Here is a 21,414-nt window from a genome sequence, read left to right as displayed (position 1 = left end):
TGACCAAGGAGTTGGTGTCCCCTCATGCAGGCCAAACCGACACAAACCCCTTGATCACCGGGGCGCCCCGAGGCGGGGCGAAACCAGTACGGGGAAGTGGCTGGTTCCAGGCGCTCCGGACACCACCACTTCCCCGAACTGGTGCCGCACCCCGCTCCCCACCCCGGCGATCATGAAGTTGGCGGCGACAAATCGGACACGGAACACCGTCAACTTCATGATCAACGGGGACGGCCCGGGCGGGGACGGGCGGGCGGGGAGGGCGGGAGGAAACAGAGCGGGCGCCGCACCCCTGAGGGGGTGGGGCGCCCGGCCTTGAACTGGTGCGTCAGCGCTGGTCGAGGTTGCCTGCGGTGTCCTCCTGGTAGCTGGCGCCACCGTTGACCTCGCTGGTCAGCGGCTTGGCACCACCCTCCGGCGGACCGGCCAGGCTCTGCCCGGCGGCCAGCTCGGGGAACTTCGCGTCGAACGCCGGCCGCTCCGAGCGGATGCGCGGCATACGGTCGAAGTTACGCAGCGGCGGCGGGGAGCTGGTGGCCCACTCGAGCGAGTTGCCGTGGCCCCACGGGTCGTCGACCTCGACGACCGGGCCGGTCTTGTACGACTTCCAGCAGTTCCAGATGAACGGCAGCGTCGAGATACCGGTGATGAACGCGCCGATCGTGGAGATCGTGTTCAGCGTGGTGAAGCCGTCGGCGGCCTGGTAGTCGGCGTACCGGCGCGGCATGCCCTCGTTGCCCAGCCAGTGCTGCACCAGGAACGTGGTGTGGAAGCCGATCATGGTCAGCCAGAAGTGGATCTTGCCGAGCCGCTCGTCGAGCATCCGGCCGAACATCTTCGGGAACCAGAAGTAGATGCCGGCGAACACCGCGAACACGATGGTGCCGAAGAGCACGTAGTGGAAGTGCGCCACCACGAAGTACGAGTCGTGCAGGTGGAAGTCGAGCGGCGGGCTGGCCAGCAGCACACCGGTGAGACCACCGAAGAGGAAGGTCACCAGGAAGCCGATCGAGAACAGCATCGGCGTCTCGAAGGTGATCTGGCCCCGCCACATGGTGCCGATCCAGTTGAAGAACTTCATACCGGTGGGCACGGCGATCAGGTAGCTCAGGAAGCTGAAGAACGGCAGCAGCACCTGGCCGGTGGCGAACATGTGGTGCGCCCAGACGCTCATCGACAGGGCGGCGATGGCGATGGTGGCGGCCACCAGGCCCTTGTAGCCGAAGATCGGCTTCCGGGAGAACACCGGGATGATCTCGCTGATGATGCCGAAGAACGGCAGCGCGATGATGTACACCTCGGGGTGACCGAAGAACCAGAACAGGTGCTGCCACAGCATCGGCCCGCCGGTCGCCGGGTCGTACACGTGGGCGCCCATCAGGCGGTCCGCGGCGAGCGCGAACAGCGCGGCGGCCAGCAGCGGGAAGACCAGGATCGCCAGCAGGCTGGTGACCAGCATGTTCCAGGTGAAGATCGGCATCCGGAACATGGTCATGCCGGGCGCGCGCAGGGTCAGGATCGTGGTGATCAGGTTGACCGCGCCGAGGATCGTGCCCAGACCGGAGATGGCCAGGCCGACGACCCACATGTTGGCACCCACGCCCGGGGCGTGGTCGGCGGTGCTCAGCGGCGTGTACGCGGTCCAGCCGAAGTCGGCCGCGCCACCCGGGGCGATGAAGCCAGCGGTGGCGAGCGTGCCACCGAACAGGTACAGCCAGTAGGCGAAGGCGTTGAGCCGGGGGAACGACACGTCCGGCGCGCCGATCTGCAGCGGCACCACGTAGTTCGCGAAGGCGAACACGATCGGCGTCGCGAAGAACAGCAGCATGATCGTGCCGTGCATCGTGAAGAGCTGGTTGTACTGCTCGGGCGACAGGAACTGCAGGCCCGGTCGCGCGAGTTCGGCACGCATGATCAGGGCCATCAGGCCACCGATCATGAAGAACACGAACGCGGTGACCATGTACATGATCCCGATCTGCTTCGCGTCCGTGGTGCGCAGCAGCCGCGCGATGGCCGACCCCTTGACCGGCTCGCGGACCGGCCAGGGCCGGGTCACGACCGGCTTGGGTGCGACGGTGGTCACGAGTGGCCTCCGGTTCTGGTTGTCCCGCTCGGCGCGCTGGTCATCGGCGCAGCCGTCATCCGTAGGGAGGATAGTCCCCGGTAGGTGGCCCCGCCGCGTGGGGTGGGCGGCTACGATCTCCCGCTCTCTAGAGGGGGCCGGTCAGGAGCCGGTAGTGCTCCCGGAAGATCCGGCCGCCGCGTCCGCGCAGCAACGGGTCGCGCAGCGCCGGCGGCACGTCGCGGGTGCGGTTGCGGTCCCGGGTCCGGTCCCGCACCCAGCGGGTACGCGGGCGGCGACGACTCTCGTACGCGATCAGCGCGGCGTCGACGCTGCCGGCGGCCCGCAGCGACTCGGCGAGCACGACGGCGTCCTCCAGCGCCATGGCGGCACCCTGAGACAGCGTCGGCGCGGTGGCGTGAGCGGCGTCACCGACGAGCAGTACCCGGCCGTGGAACCAGCGTCCCAGCTCGACCTCCTCGGTGCGCTCCACGCACACGGTCTCCAGCGCGGCGAGCACCTCGGGCACCGGGCCGCCGTAGGAGCCGAACAGCTCGTGCAGGCGGGCGACCGGGTCCGCGGGCAGGTCGGTGCCGGCCTCGTCGGCGTAGCAGTAGAGCCGTCCGGCGCCGAGCGGCACCACGAGGAACCCGGCCCGCTGGCCGAGCAGGGCGGTCCAGTCCGCGATGCGGGGGCCGCCGCGCACCAGGGCGCGGTAGACCACCTGCCCGGCGGGGCGTGGCGGTCCGCCGAGCGCGGCCAGGGTCCGTACCGCCGAGCGGGGTCCGTCGGCGCCGACGACCAGGTCGTACTCAGCGGTGGTGCCGTCGGTGAAGCCGACGGCGACCCGGCCGGGCAGCGGGTCGACGGTGCTCACCTCGGCGCCGTGGCGCACCGCGCCGCCGGCGCCGGTGAGCAGCACCCGGTGCAGTTCGGCCCGGGGCAGCGCCCGGCACTCCCCCACGCCGGCCCAGAGCGCGTCGAGGTCGACCTCGCACAGCGGCGCCCCGGCGGCGTCGAGGAAGCGCTGCCGGTGGATCACCTGGCCGAGGGGGCGCAGCGGCCCGTCGAGGTCGAGCCGGCGCATCGCCCGGGCGGCGTTGCCTGGTAGGTAGAGGCCGGTCTCGATCGTCTCGGTGGGTGGCAGCCGTTCGGTGACGTCGGGCCGGAACCCCGCCAGGCGCAGCGCCCGGGCCACGGCGAGGCCGGCGATGCCCGCGCCGACGACGAGGATGCGCACGGGGGAACCACCCATCACGGGGTACGCCTCCGGAGGGGGATCGGAACGCGTTGGAGGCAAGACATTACTCGCCGCAACCAGGCGGCGGAAGTGCCCGTGCGCCCTGGCGCGGGCCACCGGTCGGCGGCACACCCCGTCCCACCGGCAGGAATCCCGCCTCCATCTGGGGGAAGGGGACGGCCGTCGCCCTCGCTCGCGCCACCGGCCGGACGCGGAGCGTTAACGAGCCCGGCGCATTTGCGCAATGATTCGAGGCATGTAAATGTGTTCCTTGCATCGTGGGAGCGCTCCCGCCCGTATCACCGACCGAACCGGCGCCGTCCCGCGCCGAGCCAAGGAGCATCATGAAGCGTCCACTCAGGGCCCTCGCGGCGGCCGGACTGCTCGCCGCCGGCACCCTCGTCGCCGTCGCGCTCGGCGGCACCGCCTCCGCCGACACCCAGATCTGCGAGCAGTACGGCTCGACCACGATCGGCGGCAAGTACGTGGTGCAGAACAACCGCTGGGGCACCAGTGCCCAGCAGTGCATCAACGTCACCTCGACCGGCTTCTCGATCACCCGCGCGGACGGCTCCGCGCCGACGAACGGGGCGCCGGTCTCCTACCCGTCGATCTTCGTGGGCTGCCACTACACCAACTGCTCGCCCGGCACGAACCTGCCGGTACAGGTGAAGAACATCAGCAGCGCACCGGCCAGCATCAGCTACAACTACGTCAGCGGCGCGATCTACGACGCCGCGTACGACATCTGGCTCGACCCGTCGCCGAAGCGCGACGGCGTGAACCAGATGGAGATCATGATCTGGCTCAACCGGCAGGGGCCGATCCAGCCCATCGGCTCGGTGGTCGGCAATGCCAGCATCGCCGGCCGGACCTGGGAGGTCTGGCGCGGCAGCAACGGCTCCAACAACGTCATCTCGTACGTGGCGCCGTCGGCTGTCCCCAGCTTCAGCTTCGACGCGATGGCGTTCATCAACGACACCCGTAACCGGGGCGCGATCACGAACGACTGGTACCTGACCAGCATCCAGGCCGGGTTCGAGCCGTGGCAGGGCGGCGTCGGGCTGGCGGTGAACTCGTTCTCGCAGAGCGTCAACACCGGTTCCAACCCGCCGCCGACCACGTCGGCGCCGACCACGCCCCCGCCGTCCGGCGGCGCGTCCTGCACCGTCACCTACAAGGCGGCGAACGTGTGGAACAACGGCTTCACCGCCGACGTGACGGTCAAGAACACCGGCTCCGGCACGATCAACGGCTGGACGCTGAACTACAACCTGCCCTCCGGGCAGACGGTCACCAACGCGTGGAACGCCACGGTGAGCCAGAGCGGCTCGGCGGTGACCGCCCGCAACGCCGGCTACAACGGCACGCTGGCGCCCGGGGCGTCCACCAGCTTCGGCTACCAGGCGACGCTGAACGGCAGCTACTCCGCGCCGAGCAGCTTCACGCTCAACGGCTCCACCTGCGCCCGGGGCTGACCTCCGCACGCGGCAAGGGGCGCGGTCCGCAGCGGACCGCGCCCCTTGCACGTGTACGCCTCAGCCGGCGAGTGCGTCGACGTCGCGCATCTCCTCGGCGGTGAGCGAGAACCCGAACACGTCGACGTTGGCGCGGATGCGCTCCGGCGTGACCGACTTCGGGATGACCACGATCTCGTGGTCGATGTGCCAGCGCAGCACCACCTGGGCCGGCGACACGTCGTGCGCCTGGGCGATGCGGACCAGCACCGGGTCGGACAGGTCACTGGCCTTGAACGGGCTGTACCCCTCCAGCGCCACGCCCCGGTCCCGGTGGGCGGCGTGTGTGTGCCTGTCGTACAGCGACGGGCTCCAGCGGATCTGGTTGACCGCCGGCGTCTCCTCGGTGGCCTGGATCAGCTCGTCGATCTGCCCGATCGAGTAGTTGCTCACCCCGACCGTGCGCGCCATGTTCTCGTCCCGCGCGGCGAGCATCTCCCGCCACACCGGGATGCTGTCGCCCGGCGCGGACGGCGGCCAGTGCACCAGCCACAGGTCGACGTAGTCGGTGTCCAGGGCGGCCAGGCTGGCCTCGATGGTCTCCCGTTCCCGGCCCACCCGGTCCGGCGGCAGCTTGGTGGTGATGAAGACGTCCTCGCGGCGCAGCCCGCTCTCCTTGACCGCCCGCCCGACCTCCTTCTCGTTGCCGTACATGGTGGCCGTGTCGATGTGCCGGTAGCCGGCGTCCAGCGCGGCGAGCACCGCCTCGTACCCGGCCTCGCCGGTGGCCTGCCACGTGCCGAAGCCGAGCAGCGGGATCCGGACGTCGCCGGGGAGCGGAAGGGTGGGCTGGTCGCTGTCCATGTCCCCCGTTCTACCCCGGTTGGCCGCACACACACCGGCATCCCGGCGCGTACGGCGGGTCTGGGGGAGGATGCGGGGATGGCGGACCGGCTGGAGGAGTACCGGCGGAAACGGGACGCCGCGCGTACCCCGGAACCGGTGCCCGAGCGGGCTGCCGGCCGGAAGCGGTCCGCGCGGCGCGCGCCCCGCTTCGTCATCCAGCAGCACCACGCCCGGAGCCTGCACTGGGACCTGCGCCTGGAGCACGACGGCGTGCTGGCCTCCTGGGCGGTGCCGCGCGGCCTGCCGCGCGACCCGGGCCGCAACCACCTGGCGGTGCACACCGAGGACCACCCGATGGAGTACCTGACGTTCCACGGGGAGATCCCCGCCGGGGAGTACGGCGGCGGGCGGATGACAGTGCACGACACCGGCACCTACCGCGCGGAGAAGTGGCGCGACGACGAGGTGATCGTGGTGCTCGACGGCGAGCGCACGAAGGGCCGGTACGTCCTGTTCGCCACCGGCGGGCGGGGCCGGGACTGGATGATCAGGCGCACCGACCCGGCACCGGAGGGCTGGACGCCGATGCCCGAGCTGGTCCGCCCGATGCTCCCCGCCGAGGGCGGGCGGCTGCCGCGCGACGCCGCCGCCTGGGGGTACGAGCTGCGCTGGGCGGGCGTGCGCGCGACGGCGTACGTCTCGGGCGGCCGGCTGCGGCTGCTCGACGGCGACGACACCGACGTCACCGGGTCGTACCCCTGGGCGCGGGCGATGGCCGAGGCGCTGGCCCCGGCCGAGGCGGTGCTCGACGGCGTGCTGGTCCGGATCGACCCGGCCGGGCGGGTCCGTCCGCCGACCCGGCGCGACGGTCAGTTCCTCGCCGTCGACCTGCTCTGGCTGGAGGGCGTGTCCAGCCTCGACGTGCCGTACGCGCAACGCCGTGACCTGCTCGACGGTCTGGCGCTCACCGGTCCGCACTGGCAGACTCCGCCGTGGTTCCCGGGAGTCGGCGCGGACGCCCTACGGGCCGCCCGTGAGCAGGGGCTCCCGGGAGTGGTGGCGAAACGCCTCGACTCCCCGTACGAGCCGGGCCGGCGCAGCCGGCACTGGCTGAGCATCGACGCGAGCTGAGGACCACCGTGCACCTGACGCACCTGGAGTGCCCGCGCTGCGGCAGTGAACACCCGGCCGACGTGTTGCAGAACCTGTGCGGCTGCGGCTCGCCGCTGCTGGCCCGTTACGACCTCGCCGCGGTGGCCGCCACCGTCGCGCCCGAGCAGTTCGGGCTGCGCCCGGCCGACCTGTGGCGCTACCGGGAGCTGCTGCCGGTGGCCGACCCCCGGTGTGTCACCACGCTGGGCGAGGGCTGGACGCCGATGTGGCGCGCGCCGGCGTACGGCCACGAGATCGGCATCGCGGACCTGATCGTCAAGGACGAGGGGCTGACGCCGACCGGGTCGTTCAAGGCGCGCGGCGCGTCGGTGGGCGTGAGCCGGGCCCGGGAGCTGGGCGTGCGGCGGATCGCCATGCCCACGAACGGCAACGCGGGAGCGGCCTGGGCCACGTACGCGGCGCGGGCCGGGATGGGCGCGACGATCGCCATGCCGCTGGCCGCGCCGACGATCTGCCGCGAGGAGTGCCTCGCCGCCGGCGCCGACCTGCGGCTGATCGACGGCCTGATAAACGACGCGGGCCGGGAGATCGCCGAGCTGATCGCCGGGTCGGACGGCGGGATCTTCGACGCCGGCACGCTGCGCGAGCCGTACCGCCTCGAAGGCAAGAAGACCATGGGGTACGAGATCGTCGAGCAGCTCGGCTGGCAGGTGCCCGACGTGATCGTCTATCCGACCGGCGGGGGCGTCGGGCTGATCGGCATCCACAAGGCGCTGCACGAGCTGCGCGAGCTGGGCTGGGTGGAGGACCGGCTGCCCCGCCTGGTCGCGGTGCAGTCCACCGGGTGCGCGCCGATCGTGCGGGCGTTCGCGGCCGGCGAGGAGCGCGTCACCCCGTGGGAGGACGCGCACACCGTCGCGTTCGGCATCACCGTCCCGGCCCCGCTCGGCGACGAGCTGATCCTGTCCGCGCTGCGGGAGAGCGCCGGCACCGCGATCGCGGTGGACGACGCGGAGATCCTCACCGACCTGCGCGACTTCGCCGCCCGGGAAGGGCTGCTGCTCTGCCCGGAGGGCGCGGCCTGCCTGACCGCCGCCCGGCACCTGCGCGCGGGCGGGTGGATCCGGCCCGGTGAGCGCGTGGTGGTGCTGAACACCGGGGCCGGCGTCAAGTATCCGGGTCTGGTGCACAGCGGGGCGCCCGTCTGACAGGCGAGGTCGTGGCGCCCCGCTCGAACCGCAGTCAGGAGGTGGGCGGCTCGTCCTCGCCCGCCTCCTCGGCGGCGTCCGCCTCCTCCTTCGTCTTGTGCACCGCACCGTCGGCGTGCTCGGGCGGCCCGTAGACGGTGTAGAGCACCAGCGGGTTCGGCCCGGTGTTGACGAAGTTGTGCTTCGTGCCGGCCGGTACGACCACCAGGTCGCCGGAGACGACCTCCTTCTTCTCCCCGGCCACCCGCGCCTCGCCGGTGCCGCTGACGAACGTGAGGATCTGGTCGATGCCCTCGTGGACCTCCTCGCCGATCTCGCCGCCCGGCGGAATGGTCATGATGACCAGCTGGGTGTGCTCCCCGGTCCAGAGCACGCGGCGGAAGTCGGGACTCTTCTCGGCGACTGTCGCGATAGTGAAATGCTCCATGGCCCGCTCATACCCCGATCACGCGCCCGCCACGCCGGGAGTCGCAGATGGTGGAATTCCCCACGCCGATCCGGTTTGGATGCCCTGAGACGGGGCATGTGCTGCCGACAAGACCGGTGCGGGCTGGGCCGGTCGAGCCAGGTCCCCGCCGGCGTACCGCCGTACGGCTGCGGTGGTGGGAGACGGCCGGAGCGCGGCGACGTTACGACCGGAGGTCGTGCGGCGCCGTGCGCTCGTCTGCGGGTCCGGTCAGGCCAGCACGGCCAGGTGGAACGGGCGGTCCGCGTGCCCGCTCGCGCCGTGCGTCTCGACGAACACCGCGTTGGCGATGCCCGAGCGTGGCGCCACAGTGATGACGCCCTGCGGTACCAGCCCGTTCGCCGTCGCGAGACCGACCGTCCCGACGTACGCCGCCCCGGCCACGTCCTGGTCGAACGCGACCTGGTACATCCCGGCGGCGAGCCGGGTGGCCGAGGTGGCGCCGAGGCCCCGGACGAGCCGTCCGTTGGCGTCGACCACGGCGAACAGCATGCGCGCGGTAGGCGGCAACCCGACCGGCGAACACGAGTTGATCTCGGTGTCGGCGTGCGCGGCCTCCCGCATGCTCGGGATCGGCTGGCCGGTGTTTTCCCTCCTTGCCCTGCGGCTCGGCATGGTGATCCTCTCTCCCGCCGGTACGCCGGCAGGAGGCGTTCGTACACTTCCGGGCGATCGTCGGCGGTCCCCCTCGGTGATTCCGACGCTATGTCGGCGAAGCGCCCGGCAACCAGCCGGAGGATTGTCCGATCACTGACAGCGGATGGCCCTGAGCTGCGGAAACGTCGCCCTGACGGTCGACGTCGTGGCTCGCTCCGCCGGCCCCTGCGACGCCTGCTCCCGGAACCGGAGCCGACCGGAAACCATGACGCAGCGAAGTCGTCTGGCTACATTGAAGTATGGTGCCGCCGCTCCGAGGTCGACCTCCGGCCTACCGCCCGGTGCTTGCCGCCCGGCGCGGGGAACTGGAGGCGCTGACCCGGCTCGACGACGCCTCCGCCGCGCTGCTCGCACCGATCCTCGACGTTCCGGCCGACGCGCCGTCCATCGTGGACGCACTGAATCGGCTGCCCGGCGGACTGCTGCCCGCCGTCGACGTGTCGGCGCTGCCGGACACCGCGGACCACGATCCGGCCCGCTGGGGCGTACCGCTGGTGCCGGTGATCGGTCTCGCGGACAGTGACCGGCGGCTGGCCGCGCACGGCGCGGCGGCCCGGGCCTGGGCGCACCACGCGGTGGTCCGGTTGCGCGTCGGTCCGGACCGGGCCGGACCGGACGCCGCGACGGCGGCCGCGGAACGGGTGTGGCGGGTGACCGGACTGCTGCCCGAGCAGTGCGACCTGCTGCTCGACGCCGGGGACGTGTGCTGCCGGGCCGATGTCCGGCTGGCCGAGCCGCGGGTCCGGCGGGCGGCGCAGTGGGCCCGGCGGCACGCCTGGCGTTCGGTCACGGTGGCCGCGGGCGGGATGCCGCCGTCGCTGTCCCGGCTGCCGGTGGACGAACCGGTGCGGCTGGACCGCTACGACTGGTCGCTCTGGCGGCGCCTGGCCGACCTGGGCCTCGGATACGGCGACTACGGCGTCTGCTGCGCGGTACGGGACGCGGACGAGCCGGGCGACCGGACCCCGACGCTGCGCTGGGCCGCCGACGACGCGTGGTGGGTGTACCGCTGGTCGCGGCGAGGCGGGCGGGGCGACGAACGCTTCGCCGACCTGTGCCGCACGCTCACCACAGCGCCGCACTGGTCGACGGCCGGGGCCGGCTTCTCCTGGGGCGACCACGAGATCGTCCGGCGGGCCCGGCGGGGTGCGGGCGCGGGCTCACCGGCCAACTGGATCGCATGGAGCACCTCGCACCATCTGGCGCACGTGCTGGCCGCGCTGGTCCGGCCGGAACCGGACCAGCGGGCCGGCTGAGCTCACTCCTTCTCGGTGAACCCGAACTGGACCACGCCCTCCTCGTCGACGACCGCGTCCACAGACGTGTCGTTGAGCAGCTCGGCCGCGTCCGAGTCGAGGAAGATGCGCGCCCCCTCGGTGTCCACCACCTGGTCACCCTGCAACGGCTGCGGCACCAGCTCGATCGAGAGCGAACCGGCGTCGGTGTCGGCGGCGATGCGCAGCCCGCCCGCGTCGGCGACGTCCTGCTGGGCGGCGAGGTCACGGATCACCAGGACGGCGTTGTCGGTCATGGTCAGCATGGCTGAACTCCTCATGGCTGGATGTCGGGATTCGCGGGCGACACGGCCCACGCGGTCGGCTCGCGACCCGGAAGCGGGCGAGACACCGTCCCGCCGCGCTGGAAGCAGGGCGGTTCCCCGGCCCTCACCCCCACCGTGCCCGCTGCCAGGTCATCCGTCAAACGGAACCCGGCGATCGGCCGCTCCTCGGTGACCAGGTGTTTTCCCCGATCCGGACCGGGAACACCGGGGGTTTACGGTGACCGCATCGGCGGCCGCAAATAACCTTTCGCGCCGGAGTCTTTTCCGCAGGAAATCTCCGTGGCAGCATCGTCCCATGCATCGACGCCTATTCCCCCGGGCGCTCGCGGTGCTGGCGCTGGTCGCCACCGCGGCCGCCGCCGGCACCACCACCGCCACCGCTGAAGCGCCCACCCCCGCGCAGACCCGGCTGAACGCCACAATCGACGCGGTCCTCGCCGACAGCCGCCTCAACGGGGCGCAGGCGGGAGTGGTCGTCGTCGACACCACCACCGGCCGTACGCTCTACGACCGCAACGGCAGCCGGCGGCTCATCCCCGCCTCCAACACCAAGCTGCTCACCTCGGCGGCGGCGATGGAACTCCTCGGCCCCGGTCACCGCTTCACCACCGAGGTCAGCGCCGACGGGCCGCGCCGCGCCGGGGTGGTCTCCGGCGACCTCTACCTGCGCGGCGGCGGCGACCCCACCATCCTCGCCGCCGACTACGACCGCCTCGCGCAGCAGGTCGCCGCGGCGGGCGTACGCGTGGTCGCGGGCGATCTGGTCGCCGACGACACCCGCTACGACAAGGGCCGGCTCGGTCCGGACTGGACCTGGGACGACGAGCCCTACTACTACGCCGCGCAGGTGTCCGCGCTGACGGTCGCCCCGGACACCGACTACGACGCCGGCACCGTGATCGTGCACGCCACCCCCGGCACGCGGGCCGGCGCACGGCCGAGGATCTCCATGACGCCGGAGAACGGCTGGCTGCGGATCGACAACCGGGCCGAGACGGTCGCCGACGGCGAGACGAGCATCTCCTTCGAGCGTGAGCACGGCGGCAACACCGTGGTGGTGACCGGCCAGATCGCGGTCGGCCAGGCCGCCGAGAGCGACTGGGTCACCGTGTGGGAACCGACCGGGTACGCCGCCGACGTGTTCCGCTCCGCGCTGCGGCGCCACGGCGTACGGGTGCTCGGCCGGACCGTGCTCGGCACCGCCACCCCCGACACCGCCAAGCCGCTCGCCCGGCACGACTCGATGCCGCTGGCCGACCTGATGGTGCCGTTCCTCAAGCTCTCCAACAACGGTCACGCCGAGGTGCTCACAAAGGAACTGGGCCGGCAGCTGTCCGGGGCCGGCACCTGGGCCGCCGGGCTGTCCGCGATCAGCGGATACGTGGGCGACGCCGGAGTGGACACCGGCACGCTGCGCCAGCGCGACGGGTCCGGCCTGTCCCGGCGCAACCTGGTCCCACCGGCCCAGTTCGTCACGCTGCTCTCGGCGGTCCGCGCCGAACCGTGGTTCGACACCTGGTACGCCGCGCTGCCGGTGGCCGGCAACCCGGACCGGTTCGTGGGCGGGACGCTGCGCAGCCGGATGGGCGGTACCGCCGCCGCGAACAACGTGCACGCCAAGACCGGCAGCCTGACCGGCGCGTCGGCGCTCTCCGGTTACGTCACCGACGCCGACGGACGGCTGCTCGCGTTCTCGATCGTGCTGAACAACTACCTCACCTCGTCGGTGAAGGGGCTGGAGGACCAGATCGCCATCGCGCTCGCCTCGTACACCGAGAAGGAGACGGCGACCGCCCGGCGGGCCGTGCCGGTCGCGCCCGAGTCGCCGCGCGTACCGGAGGGGCGGGAGTGCTCCTGGGTGAAGCCCGCGCTCTGCTGACCGGCCCGGCCGCCCCGGTGCTCAGGCGCCGGGGCGGTACGGACGCGGGTCGGCGGCGGGGTCGCCGCGCTCGACGAGTGCATCGATCTCGGCCGGCGGCAGTCCGCGCAGGGTGAGCACCCGGCGGCCCCACACGTGCAGGCGGCACGGGTGCGGGCTGGCGTCGTTGCGGCAGATGGTCCCGCCCGACCAGGCCCGCGGCGCGTGCACCACCACCGCCCGCACCGCGAACTGGACGTCCTCGACCGTCACGTACGGCGGCATCGGGATCTCGCGCAGCACGTCACGGTCGGTGCGCGGGCGGGTGGGTGCGACGGGTGCAGGGCCGGTCATCGGTCGGGCCTCCACAGAGGATGGTCGGACGGGACAACCGAAACGTACGACGCCCGGCCGGGTACGCGACGGACAAACTGTCCCCGCTCAGCGCAGCGCCACCGCCTGCAGGCTGACGTTGCCGCAGTCGCCCAGCGACTCCTCCACCGTCCAGCTCATCAGCAGCCGCGCGCCACGCGAGGCGCGGAACTTGATCGTGAACTCGGTGGTGAGCGCGGTGTGCGGATCCTCCATCCGGAGCGTGGTCACCGGGCCGCCGCTGGAGACGCGCACGTCGAGGCGGCCCCGGGCCATCCAGAGTCCGGCGTACAGACGCACCGTGCGCTGCTGCCCGTCGGCGGCCACCGACAGGTTGAACCCGCTGCCCCGCTGGCAGGTGTAGACGCCGGACATGGTGCCGCTCGCCGACGCGACCGGGTTGCCGTCACGCCACGCGTACGCCTCGGGGTTGTTGCTGAAGCTCTCCCGCCGCCCCCGGCCGCCCTCGTCGCGGATCTCGCCGGAGCCACCGCGCTTGCGGACCGTCCGGTCGGCGCCGGTGAGCCCCCAGTGGACCCAGTCGGTGGGCCCGGCGGCGGTGAGGTCGACGGTGGCGGGGACCTCGGCGCGGGTCACGGTGACGGCCGGCGGGAGCGCGGGCGTCGGTGACGGTGACTGCGTGGACGGCGACGGGCTCGGCGACGGCGGCCGCTGGCGGGGACGCAGCCCCGGGTTGACCACCGTGTCGTCGGCCTCGTTCGGCAGCCCGACCCGGCCGGGTGGCGCCACCGGCACTCCGGCGTGCTCCTCGCGCGGCGTGTCGTGCCGTTCGACGCCCAGGTAGACCGCCAGTGCCGCCAGGCAGAGAAGGGCGGCCAGCCCTTCGAGCATCAGCCGACGCCGGCGGCGCAGCCGGCGCAACGCGGACCGGGTACGCGGAAGGCCGTGCCGGTGCGAGCCGGGGCCGGTACGCGAACGGTCCTCCTGGCCCACCACACCCTCCACTTCGGTCACGACACCGCCGGATACGACAGGTGTGCGACGGGCTTCACGGTGTCACCGGACGGCTCTTTGCGCCATATGTCGAGTGACGGGCGTTTCCAGTTCGTTACCTGGCGACCGCTCGCCGGACGGCCGCTCAGCTTAGCGTGATCGCCTGCAACGCCACCCCGTCGTTCTGGCCGCCGGTCACGGTCAGGGCCTGCCACCTGATCAGCAGCCGCTCCCCCGGGGCCGCCCGGAAGCGGATGACGTACTGGTAGAAGCGGTCGCCCGCGGCGAGGGCGACCTCGCGGACGGCGGGGTCGCCACCACTGGACAGCGACAGGTCGAGCCGCGCACCGGCCGAGAAGGTGCCGACGAACAGCCGGACCGTACGCAGATCACCGCTCCCGGCCACGCCGAGCGTGAAGCTCTTCCCGGCGCCGCGCTGGAAGACACCCGCCCGGGTGCCCTCCTGACGCGCCGTCGGCGCGCCGTCGGTCCACTGCAGATCACAGGCGCCCGCGTTGTGCTCCAGCCGCTCGCCACCCGGGTCCTGGATCTCGCCGGTGCCGCCCGCCTTGCGGTGGAAGCTGTACGCGCCGGTACCGCCCCAGTGCCGCCAGTCCCGCGTACCGAGTTCGGTGAGCGACAACGACCCCGGCAGCGGCGCCAGGTCCACGTCGAGCAGCGGCCCGCCGGGTGCTTGGTCGCTCGGTGCTTGGTCGCCGGGTGCTTGGTCGCTCGGTCCTTGGTCGCTGGGTGCTTGGTTGCCGGGTGCCTGGTTGCCGGGTGCCGCCACGGGCGCGGTCTCCCGGGTCAGCGGGGGTGGCGTGGACGACCGGGCCGCGAACGCCAGCGCCGCCACCAGGCCGGTCACGGCCACCGCCGACAGCACGGCGCGTCGACGTCGACGGCGAGCGCGGGCCACCGCGACGCGAGTGGCCGGGGCGTCGGGCGGTGGACGCATCGGACCGGCGATCGGGGCGATGGTCCGGCCCAGCCGGGTCTTCGCCGCTCGGGCCGCGGTGCGCAGCCGGACGCCGATCCCGCCGGCCACGTCGGGCAGGCTGCCGGTCAGGTCGGCGAGGCGTGCCGGGATGCTCTCCCGGGCGGAGTGCCAACCCGGTCTCGCCTCCGCCAGCGGGTCCGCCCCGGCTGGCTCGGCCGGACCGAGGGCGGCGCCTGCCGACCCGGCCGGATCGTGGGCGGTGCCTGCCGACTCGACCGGGCCGAGGGTGTTGCCTGCCGACGTCGCCGGCTCGGCGGTGGCGGCCGGGCGGGCCGGCGACGGACCGGACAGGTGCAGTCCGATGGGCGCCGGCCCGACCAGCGGAACCCGGCCGCCGGGCGGATTCGGACGGGCCTCGGGGCCGACGGGCGCCGGCGCCACCGGTACGAGCGGGCCTGGTCCGAGCCGGTCCGGGGCGAACGGAGTCGACGCACGTGAGCCGGGCGCGACGGGAGCCGCCGCACCGGGTTCCGGCACGACGGGACCGGCCGGGCGTGTGCCGGGCCCGGAGGTGTCGACCGGAAGCGGGCCTGCGGCGGAAAGGTCGGAAGCCGACGGGCCGGAGGTGCGCGGAGGCGGCCAGACAGCGGTACCCGGCGGTTCCAGATCCCCCACGGGAACCCGATCGTCCGGGTCGGCCGTTGGACGGTCGCCGTCCGGCGGGGTCACCGTCCGGGGCGCGGCGGGATCCGTGTCCCCGGGCAGGCGGCGTGGACCGGCGGGGCGCTCCGGCGCGTCGGCCGCGTCGTCGGGGGTGGGCAGCCAGCCCCCGACCCGGATCCCGGTACGCGCGATGTCGTCCTCAGCCACCGACCCTCCCTCGGCCACCGGCGGCGAGCGGCCCGGCCCCGTGGCTCGCCGTAGGGAGGATGACACAGAACGCGATCTTGCAGAAGGCGTCAGCCCCTCGCAATTCCCACGCCCGCCGCCCGCCGACCACCCTCGACCGCCGGGTCGATCATGAAGTTGGCGGCCGCAGAACGGGCATCCAGTGCCGCTAAGTTCATGATCGACGCGTGTCAGCGACCGCGGGCGGGGGGTCAGTGGCGGGTTCGGTGTTGGAGGCCTCGGGTGGGGTGCCAGCTCTCGATCACGAGGTGGTCGGGTGGGTCGCCGACCCGGGTGAGCACCACCTCGGTCAGCTCGATCCGGAAGCTGTGCGAGCCGTCCTCGGCGGGCGGCTCCTCGTGCGCCCGGCCGGCGATCTTCGCGTCCCCGTCCCAGGTGGACGGGTCGTCCGGCGGGGCGTCCTCGGTCGGGCTGTGCAGCGCCACCCGGGGGTCACGGCGCAGGTCGAGCGCCTTCACCGCGCCGGCCATGCTGCCCAGCCGCAGCTGCCCGTCGTCACCGAAGTCGAACTCGGTGCCGCTGATCCGCGGCGAGCCGTCCCGGCGCAGTGTCGCCATCGTGCCGTGCTTGCGGACCGCGAAGCGGGCGCGTACCCGCGCCGCGAACTCGGGCTCCGCCGCCACCAGATCGGACCACCATGTCATGTGCCCGAGTGTGTCCGGAAAACCTGACAACCCGCGGCACATTTCCCGGCGGACTCAGCCCACCTGGAAACCGAGCGCCTGGGCCAGCATCACCGCCTGCTCGGCGTCGATCCGGGCACCGGAACGCTGCACCGCCGTCGGATCGAGCGCGGACAGGTCGCTGCCGCGCAGGTCGGCCCGGATCAGCTTGGCGGCGTGCAACTGGGCGCCGGAGAGGTCCACGCCGGTCAGCGTCGCGCCGGTCAGGTCGGCGCCGCTCAGGTCGACCTCGCGCATCCGTACGTCGGTGATCCGCGCCCCGCGCAGGTCGGCGCCGGCGAGCGTGACGAAGGACCAGTCGCCCCGGTTGACCCGCAGCGGGCGCAGGTCGCAGCGGTCGAACGTGCTGCCGACCAGCTTGCAGCCGGTGAACTCGGCCTCGAAGAGGTTGCACTTGCTGAACGAGCACCTGGTGAACGCCGAGTCGGTGTGCCGGGAGGCGTTGAACGCCACGTTGCCGAACACGCAGTCGGTGAAGACCGCGCCCCGGCTGACCGCCTCGGTCAGGTCGACGTGGAAGAACTCGCATCGCACGAAGTGCCGGTCGGCCAGCTCCTCGGCGTACCAGTCCTGCTGGCGGTAGGTGACGTCCTCGACCGGCTCGGGCATGCCACCGACCCTAGTGACACTTTCCGGCCGCGGTACCTGCGGGTAGGTTTCGCGTCGTGAGTGTCACGGTGAGCACCGACCCCGGCCACGTCGGCTTCGATCCCGCCCGGCTGGCGCGGATCGACGATCACTTCGCCCGGTACGTCGACGACGGCCGGCTCGCCGGCTGGCAGATCGTCGTCACCCGCCGCGGCGAGGTCGCCCACTCCTCGACGTACGGGCTGCGGGACCGGGAGGCCGGTACGCCGGTCGAGTCGGACACGCTCTGGCGCATCTACTCGATGACCAAGCCGATCACCTCGGTCGCCGCGATGATGCTCTGGGAGGAGGGCCGGTTCGAGCTGAACGACCCGGTGAGCCGCTGGCTGCCGGAGTTCGCCGACGTACGCGTCTACGACCGGGGTTCGGTGCTCAAGCCGTACACCGTGCCGGCGGTCGAGCCGATCCGGATCTGGCACCTGCTCACCCACACCGCCGGCCTGACGTACGGCTTCGCCCAGGTCTCGGTGGTCGACGGCCTGTACCGGGCGGCGGGCTTCGACCTGGGTGTGCCGGCGGGCGCGGACCTGGCGGCGGCCTCGGCCGGACTGGCCCGGCTGCCGCTGCTGTTCCAGCCGGGCACGAGCTGGAACTACGGCGTCTCCACCGACGTGCTGGGCCGCCTGGTCGAGGTGATCTCCGGGCAGTCGCTGGACGCGTTCTTCGCCGAGCGGATCCTGGGCCCGCTGGGCATGACCGACACCCGCTGGTGGGTGGACGCGGCGGACGCCAAGCGCCTGGCCGCGCTCTACGCCCCGCACCCGGCCACCGGCCAGGCGGTACGCGCCGACGGGGTGGGCCGGGCCGCGCTGGCGGAGCCGACCTGGCACTCCGGCGGCGGGGGGCTGGTCTCCACGGCGGCCGACTACCACCGGTTCACCCAGTTCCTGCTGCGCGGCGGCGAGCTGGACGGGGTCCGCCTGCTGGGCCCGCGCACGGTGCGTTTCATGACCCGCAACCATCTGCCGGGCAACCGGGACCTGGCCTCGTTCTCGCCGGAAGGCTTCGCCGAGACGATCCTCGACGGGATCGGCTTCGGGCTGGGCTTCGCGGTGGTGCTGGACCCGGTGCCGTCGCGGGTGCCGAGCAGCGTCGGCGAGTTCTACTGGGGCGGCCTGGCCAGCACCGCGTTCTGGGTGGACCCGGTGGAGGAGGTCACCGCGCTGCTGTTCACCCAGCTGATGCCGTCGAGCACGTACCCGCTGCGCGGCCAGCTGCGCCAGCTCGTCTACTCGGCGATCGTCGACTGAGCCGGTTCTGCGGAACTTCCCGCCGCCCGCCGGTGGGCTGCCTAGCCTGTGAGGCATGAGCGACATCGTCGTGTTCGGCGCCGGCGGGACGGCGGGCTCGCGGATCGCGGCCGAGGCGGCCGAGCGGGGGCACCGGGTGACAGCGGCGGTGCGGCGTCCGGAGGCGGTCGGCTACCTACCCCCAGGCGTACGCACGGTGACCGGCGACGCCACCTCGGCGCGCAGCGTACGCGAATTGGCCGAGGATGCGGACGTGCTGGTGGTGGCCATCGGCGGCGGCGAGCGGGAGTTGTGGCGCGACGCCGCGCGGACGCTGGTCGACACGTTGCGTGAGTTGCCGGACCCACCGCGGGTGATCCACGTCGGCGGCGGCTCGACGCTGCTCACGCCGAAGGGCACCCGTTACCTGGACGAGCCGGACTTCCCGGAGGAGTACCGGGACTCGGCGCACGGCCAGGCCGACGCGCTGGAGTTCTATCGCACCAGCGCGGACGGTGTGACCTGGACGTACGTCTCGCCGCCGCCGCTGGAGTTCCACCCGGGTGAGCGGACCGGGCACTACCGCACCGGCACCGACCATCCGGTGACCGACGCGCAGGGCCGTTCGGTGCTCACGTACGAGGATCTGGCGGTGGCGATCGTCGACGAGATCGAGAATCAGCGGTTCGGCAACGCCCGGTTCACCGTCGCGTACTGATCCGGCGCGCACTGATCCGGCGCGTACTGATCCGGCGCGTACTGATCCGGCGCGTACTGGTTCAGCCGGCCAGCCGGGCCGGGAAGCCGCCGGTGGCGATCGGGCCCCAGGACTCGATCGTGACGCGGATCAGTGACTTGCCCTGCGCGACCATGGCCGACCGGTACTCGTCCCAGTCCGGGTGCTCGCCGGAGATGCTGCGGAAGTACTCGACCAGCGGTTCCAGCGCCTCGGGCAGGTCGAGCACCTCGGCCACGCCGTCGACCTGCACCCACGGGCCGTCCCAGTCGTCGGAGAGCACGCACGCGGAGACGCGCGGGTCGCGGCGGACGTTGGCGACCTTGGCGCGCTCGGGATAGGTGGAGATCACCAGCCGGCCCTCGGCGTCCACCCCGCAGGCCACCGGGGAGGACTGCGGTCGCCCGTCGGAGCGGGTGGTCATGAGCACGACGTGGTGGCGGGGGCGGATGAACTCGATCAGGGCGTCCCGGTCGACCCGGGTGTTCTTCGCGATGCTGCGTGCCATGCCTCGGTTCTACCAGGCATGGTCGTCGTTCTCAGCGCGGACGCCCGGCCGCCCGCTGCGCGGTGACCTGCTCGGGCACGCGCGCGCGGGCCGAGGGCCGCCAGGCGCGGCCGTTGGCGTAGATGACCCGGAAACCGAGGTACGCGGCGAGCGGTGCCCAGTGCGCCGAGCGCATCCGCACCTCGGCGGCGTTGTGGCGCTGGCCGTTGGCGAGCACGTCGAGCAGCACCGTCTCGAAGGCGGCCGACTCGACCCAGTCGACCTCGCGGGTGAAGCCGCAGATCAGCGCCGCGCCGGTGACGTCGAGGAACTCGCGCAGCGTGGCGTCGGAGGCGCGCAGCACCGAGCAGCTGCCGAAGTAGAGACGGCGGCCCTCGCAGCGGCCGGCCATCCGCTCGGCCACGTCCGACAGCGCGACCGAGTCCCAGTCGGTGAGGCAGAGCCGGCTCGGCTCGCCGTGCATGGCGAAGAAGCCCACCCGGTGGTCCGCGTACTGCTTGAGCAGCCACCTGTCGACGAAGTAGAACAGCTCGTCGCGGGTGGCCGCGTCCTTGTGGATGTAGCGGATGCGGCCGAGTCGTTCGAGCAGGTCGAGCGTGGGCAGGACGGATCCTCGTTCGTTGAGGTCGCGGTGCCACTGCCCCTCGACGCAGAACACGCCACCACGCGCCAACGCCCACCTCCCCGCCCGTCGAGGTCGCCGCCCGGGTCCGGGAGCAGACGTTACCGCTCACCTCCGACGGGCGACACCCGGCGGCGTGTTCGCAAACAGGCACTATTCACAGCCGATATCCAGGAACCGCCTGATGTGAGAACAATTTCGGCTAATCACCACGAAGAATCCTCTCACCTGTCACGGTGAGAGAGACGGGACGTACCGGTCGATGTGCCCGTCCAACCCCAGTTCCGCTCTGACATCGGGAGGACTCTGTGCGCGTCAACACCCTGAAGCGGGCGGCGGTCGCGTTCGCGTTGGCCCTGCCCGGGGCCGCCGTGGCGACAGTCGTGGCCGCGCCACCGGCGCACGCCGACGGCTGCTACACGTGGAACCGGACGCTGTCCCAGGGAAGCTCCGGCGCCGAGGTCCGGCAGCTCCAGATCCGGGTGGCCGGCTGGGCCGGGTACGGCGGTGTCGTCCGGGTCGACGGCGTGTACGGCCCGGAGACGGCCGCCGCGGTCAAGCGCTTCCAGGCCGCGTACGGTCTGCGCGCCGACGGCGTGGCCGGGCCGCGGACGTTCGCCAAGATCTACGAACTGCAGAAGGACAGCGACTGCACGCCGAAGCACTTCAGCTACGCCGAGCTGGACAACGGCTGCGGCAAGGGCGGGTGGGCCGGTGGCCCGCTCTCCTCGTCGGCCACCCGGGAGAACGCGCTGCGCACCATGTGGAAGCTGGAGGCGCTGCGGCGCAGCCTCGGCGACAAGCCGCTCTACGTGACCAGCGGGTTCCGCAGCATCGCCTGCAACCGGCAGGTCGGCGGCGCCGCGGACAGCCAGCACCTCTACGGCACCGCGGCCGACCTGATCGCCAAGCACCGCAGCCTCTGCGACATCGCCCGATCCGCCCGTGACCAGGGTTTCAGTGGCATCTACGGGCCCGGCTACCCGGACCACGACGACCACACGCACGTGGACTCGCGGCGGGAGAACAACCGGGACAAGGTGGCGAACACCAGGGACTGGTCCGCCCCGGACTGCGGAGTCAAGTGAGGCGGTGACGGCGGCCCGGCACGGGGGTGGGGGCTCCCCGGCCGGGCCGCCGTCGGCATGCTCCGGCACGAGCGACGCCGCTCCGCGACGGGGCGTCGACGCGACCGGAACCGGGCGCCGGGTCGGATCGCCCGGGCCTGGCGGCGGGAGTCAGCTCGCCCGGGGCCAGCGGGGCCGGGCGGTGGGAGCCGACCGGGCGGCGACGGGCCGCAGACCGGGCCGGACCGGTGGCGCGGCGACCCGCGGGACCGGAC

General features: G+C 72.7%; 21 protein-coding genes. 8 read left to right on the top strand and 13 right to left on the bottom strand.

The features are described from left to right. Positions 1–328 precede the first annotated feature (328 nt). A complete protein-coding gene (gene ctaD, locus AC2CHG_RS16790) occupies positions 329–2,086 on the bottom strand; it encodes an aa3-type cytochrome oxidase subunit I (RefSeq protein WP_013284349.1) in 1,758 nt (585 codons plus the stop codon). Between the two features lie 127 nt (positions 2,087–2,213). After that, a complete protein-coding gene (locus tag AC2CHG_RS16785) occupies positions 2,214–3,320 on the bottom strand; it encodes an FAD-dependent monooxygenase (RefSeq protein WP_355507345.1) in 1,107 nt (368 codons plus the stop codon). 329 nt (positions 3,321–3,649) lie between these two features. On the opposite strand from AC2CHG_RS16785, the gene AC2CHG_RS16780 reads away from it, so the two are divergent. Next, entirely contained in the window at positions 3,650–4,783 is a 1,134-nt protein-coding gene (locus AC2CHG_RS16780; RefSeq protein WP_262014874.1) for a glycoside hydrolase family 12 protein, read from the top strand. Between the two features lie 60 nt (positions 4,784–4,843). Here AC2CHG_RS16780 and AC2CHG_RS16775 read toward each other — a convergent pair whose 3' ends face one another. Continuing rightward, the gene (locus AC2CHG_RS16775) at positions 4,844–5,626 is read right to left on the bottom strand and encodes an aldo/keto reductase (protein WP_484525076.1); all 783 of its coding nucleotides are present in this window, start codon (positions 5,624–5,626) and stop codon (positions 4,844–4,846) included. A gap of 78 nt (positions 5,627–5,704) precedes the next feature. On the opposite strand from AC2CHG_RS16775, the gene AC2CHG_RS16770 reads away from it, so the two are divergent. Together AC2CHG_RS16770 and AC2CHG_RS16765 are read left to right on the top strand one after the other, a co-directional pair. Next, on the top strand, positions 5,705–6,739 hold the full coding sequence (locus AC2CHG_RS16770) for a DNA polymerase ligase N-terminal domain-containing protein (RefSeq protein ID WP_463840420.1): 1,035 nt from the start codon (positions 5,705–5,707) through the stop codon (positions 6,737–6,739). A gap of 8 nt (positions 6,740–6,747) precedes the next feature. After that, a complete protein-coding gene (locus AC2CHG_RS16765; RefSeq protein WP_262014877.1) occupies positions 6,748–7,929 on the top strand; it encodes a threonine synthase in 1,182 nt (393 codons plus the stop codon). Positions 7,930–7,963: 34 nt separating this feature from the next. On the opposite strand, the gene AC2CHG_RS16760 is transcribed toward AC2CHG_RS16765, so the two are convergent. Further along, positions 7,964–8,356: a cupin domain-containing protein gene (locus AC2CHG_RS16760; RefSeq protein WP_013284343.1), complete on the bottom strand. Its 393-nt coding sequence runs from the start codon at positions 8,354–8,356 to the stop codon at positions 7,964–7,966. A 249-nt stretch (positions 8,357–8,605) separates the two neighbouring features. Continuing rightward, entirely contained in the window at positions 8,606–8,959 is a 354-nt protein-coding gene (locus tag AC2CHG_RS16755) for a hypothetical protein (RefSeq protein ID WP_484525075.1), read from the bottom strand. A gap of 332 nt (positions 8,960–9,291) precedes the next feature. Between AC2CHG_RS16755 and AC2CHG_RS16750 the strand changes: the two genes are divergently transcribed. Continuing rightward, a complete protein-coding gene (locus tag AC2CHG_RS16750) occupies positions 9,292–10,308 on the top strand; it encodes a beta family protein (RefSeq protein WP_366621662.1) in 1,017 nt (338 codons plus the stop codon). Positions 10,309–10,310: 2 nt separating this feature from the next. Here the strand turns inward: AC2CHG_RS16750 and AC2CHG_RS16745 are convergent, their stop codons facing one another. Then, positions 10,311–10,592, bottom strand: coding sequence for an iron-sulfur cluster biosynthesis family protein (locus AC2CHG_RS16745; RefSeq protein WP_366621660.1), 282 nt, complete (start codon positions 10,590–10,592; stop codon positions 10,311–10,313). 316 nt (positions 10,593–10,908) lie between these two features. On the opposite strand from AC2CHG_RS16745, the gene dacB reads away from it, so the two are divergent. Then, positions 10,909–12,492, top strand: a complete 1,584-nt coding sequence (gene dacB, locus AC2CHG_RS16740; protein WP_366621658.1) for a D-alanyl-D-alanine carboxypeptidase/D-alanyl-D-alanine endopeptidase — start codon at positions 10,909–10,911, stop codon at positions 12,490–12,492. A gap of 21 nt (positions 12,493–12,513) precedes the next feature. On the opposite strand, the gene AC2CHG_RS16735 is transcribed toward dacB, so the two are convergent. From AC2CHG_RS16735 to AC2CHG_RS16715, 5 genes are all read right to left on the bottom strand, one after another. After that, positions 12,514–12,825 (bottom strand): hypothetical protein, encoded by a 312-nt coding sequence (locus AC2CHG_RS16735; RefSeq protein WP_402810053.1) that lies wholly within the window; start codon positions 12,823–12,825, stop codon positions 12,514–12,516. Between the two features lie 87 nt (positions 12,826–12,912). Further along, positions 12,913–13,818 (bottom strand): hypothetical protein, encoded by a 906-nt coding sequence (locus AC2CHG_RS16730; protein WP_484525074.1) that lies wholly within the window; start codon positions 13,816–13,818, stop codon positions 12,913–12,915. Positions 13,819–13,942: 124 nt separating this feature from the next. Next, positions 13,943–15,607, bottom strand: coding sequence for a hypothetical protein (locus AC2CHG_RS16725; protein ID WP_484525073.1), 1,665 nt, complete (start codon positions 15,605–15,607; stop codon positions 13,943–13,945). 230 nt (positions 15,608–15,837) lie between these two features. Beyond that, entirely contained in the window at positions 15,838–16,290 is a 453-nt protein-coding gene (locus AC2CHG_RS16720; protein WP_355507328.1) for a pyridoxamine 5'-phosphate oxidase family protein, read from the bottom strand. 54 nt (positions 16,291–16,344) lie between these two features. Next, entirely contained in the window at positions 16,345–16,938 is a 594-nt protein-coding gene (locus AC2CHG_RS16715; protein WP_355507326.1) for a pentapeptide repeat-containing protein, read from the bottom strand. A 56-nt stretch (positions 16,939–16,994) separates the two neighbouring features. Here AC2CHG_RS16715 and AC2CHG_RS16710 point away from each other — a divergent pair, with 56 nt between their 5' ends. Next, positions 16,995–18,227, top strand: coding sequence for a serine hydrolase domain-containing protein (locus AC2CHG_RS16710; RefSeq protein WP_484525072.1), 1,233 nt, complete (start codon positions 16,995–16,997; stop codon positions 18,225–18,227). A gap of 55 nt (positions 18,228–18,282) precedes the next feature. Continuing rightward, positions 18,283–18,924, top strand: coding sequence for an NAD(P)-dependent oxidoreductase (locus tag AC2CHG_RS16705; RefSeq protein ID WP_262014888.1), 642 nt, complete (start codon positions 18,283–18,285; stop codon positions 18,922–18,924). A gap of 61 nt (positions 18,925–18,985) precedes the next feature. Here AC2CHG_RS16705 and AC2CHG_RS16700 read toward each other — a convergent pair whose 3' ends face one another. Next, complete coding sequence (locus AC2CHG_RS16700; RefSeq protein ID WP_262014889.1) at positions 18,986–19,450, bottom strand: PPOX class F420-dependent oxidoreductase; 465 nt, start codon at positions 19,448–19,450, stop codon at positions 18,986–18,988. 31 nt (positions 19,451–19,481) lie between these two features. Further along, on the bottom strand, positions 19,482–20,123 hold the full coding sequence (locus AC2CHG_RS16695) for a DUF6642 family protein (protein WP_262014890.1): 642 nt from the start codon (positions 20,121–20,123) through the stop codon (positions 19,482–19,484). A 257-nt stretch (positions 20,124–20,380) separates the two neighbouring features. Here AC2CHG_RS16695 and AC2CHG_RS16690 point away from each other — a divergent pair, with 257 nt between their 5' ends. Beyond that, positions 20,381–21,160 (top strand): D-Ala-D-Ala carboxypeptidase family metallohydrolase, encoded by a 780-nt coding sequence (locus tag AC2CHG_RS16690; protein WP_262014891.1) that lies wholly within the window; start codon positions 20,381–20,383, stop codon positions 21,158–21,160. Positions 21,161–21,414 lie beyond the last annotated feature (254 nt).

The sequence above is a fragment of the Micromonospora sp. ATLC20 genome (genome assembly GCF_057196585.1).
This window is presented reverse-complemented; position numbering and strand designations above follow the sequence as displayed.

What these genes read in the sequence shown, in the direction of transcription:
- AC2CHG_RS16780 (WP_262014874.1), top strand. Translation starts at nt 3,650, where the DNA reads ATGAAGCGTCCACTCAGGGCCCTCGCGGCGGCCGGACTGCTCGCCGCC.
- AC2CHG_RS16735 (WP_402810053.1), bottom strand. Translation starts at nt 12,825, where the DNA reads ATGACCGGCCCTGCACCCGTCGCACCCACCCGCCCGCGCACCGACCGT.
- AC2CHG_RS16700 (WP_262014889.1), bottom strand. Translation starts at nt 19,450, where the DNA reads ATGGCACGCAGCATCGCGAAGAACACCCGGGTCGACCGGGACGCCCTG.
- AC2CHG_RS16785 (WP_355507345.1), bottom strand. Translation starts at nt 3,320, where the DNA reads ATGGGTGGTTCCCCCGTGCGCATCCTCGTCGTCGGCGCGGGCATCGCC.
- dacB (WP_366621658.1), top strand. Translation starts at nt 10,909, where the DNA reads ATGCATCGACGCCTATTCCCCCGGGCGCTCGCGGTGCTGGCGCTGGTC.
- AC2CHG_RS16715 (WP_355507326.1), bottom strand. Translation starts at nt 16,938, where the DNA reads ATGCCCGAGCCGGTCGAGGACGTCACCTACCGCCAGCAGGACTGGTAC.
- AC2CHG_RS16770 (WP_463840420.1), top strand. Translation starts at nt 5,705, where the DNA reads ATGGCGGACCGGCTGGAGGAGTACCGGCGGAAACGGGACGCCGCGCGT.
- AC2CHG_RS16775 (WP_484525076.1), bottom strand. Translation starts at nt 5,626, where the DNA reads ATGGACAGCGACCAGCCCACCCTTCCGCTCCCCGGCGACGTCCGGATC.
- AC2CHG_RS16705 (WP_262014888.1), top strand. Translation starts at nt 18,283, where the DNA reads ATGAGCGACATCGTCGTGTTCGGCGCCGGCGGGACGGCGGGCTCGCGG.
- AC2CHG_RS16745 (WP_366621660.1), bottom strand. Translation starts at nt 10,592, where the DNA reads ATGCTGACCATGACCGACAACGCCGTCCTGGTGATCCGTGACCTCGCC.
- AC2CHG_RS16750 (WP_366621662.1), top strand. Translation starts at nt 9,292, where the DNA reads ATGGTGCCGCCGCTCCGAGGTCGACCTCCGGCCTACCGCCCGGTGCTT.
- AC2CHG_RS16720 (WP_355507328.1), bottom strand. Translation starts at nt 16,290, where the DNA reads ATGACATGGTGGTCCGATCTGGTGGCGGCGGAGCCCGAGTTCGCGGCG.
- AC2CHG_RS16755 (WP_484525075.1), bottom strand. Translation starts at nt 8,959, where the DNA reads ATGCGGGAGGCCGCGCACGCCGACACCGAGATCAACTCGTGTTCGCCG.
- AC2CHG_RS16760 (WP_013284343.1), bottom strand. Translation starts at nt 8,356, where the DNA reads ATGGAGCATTTCACTATCGCGACAGTCGCCGAGAAGAGTCCCGACTTC.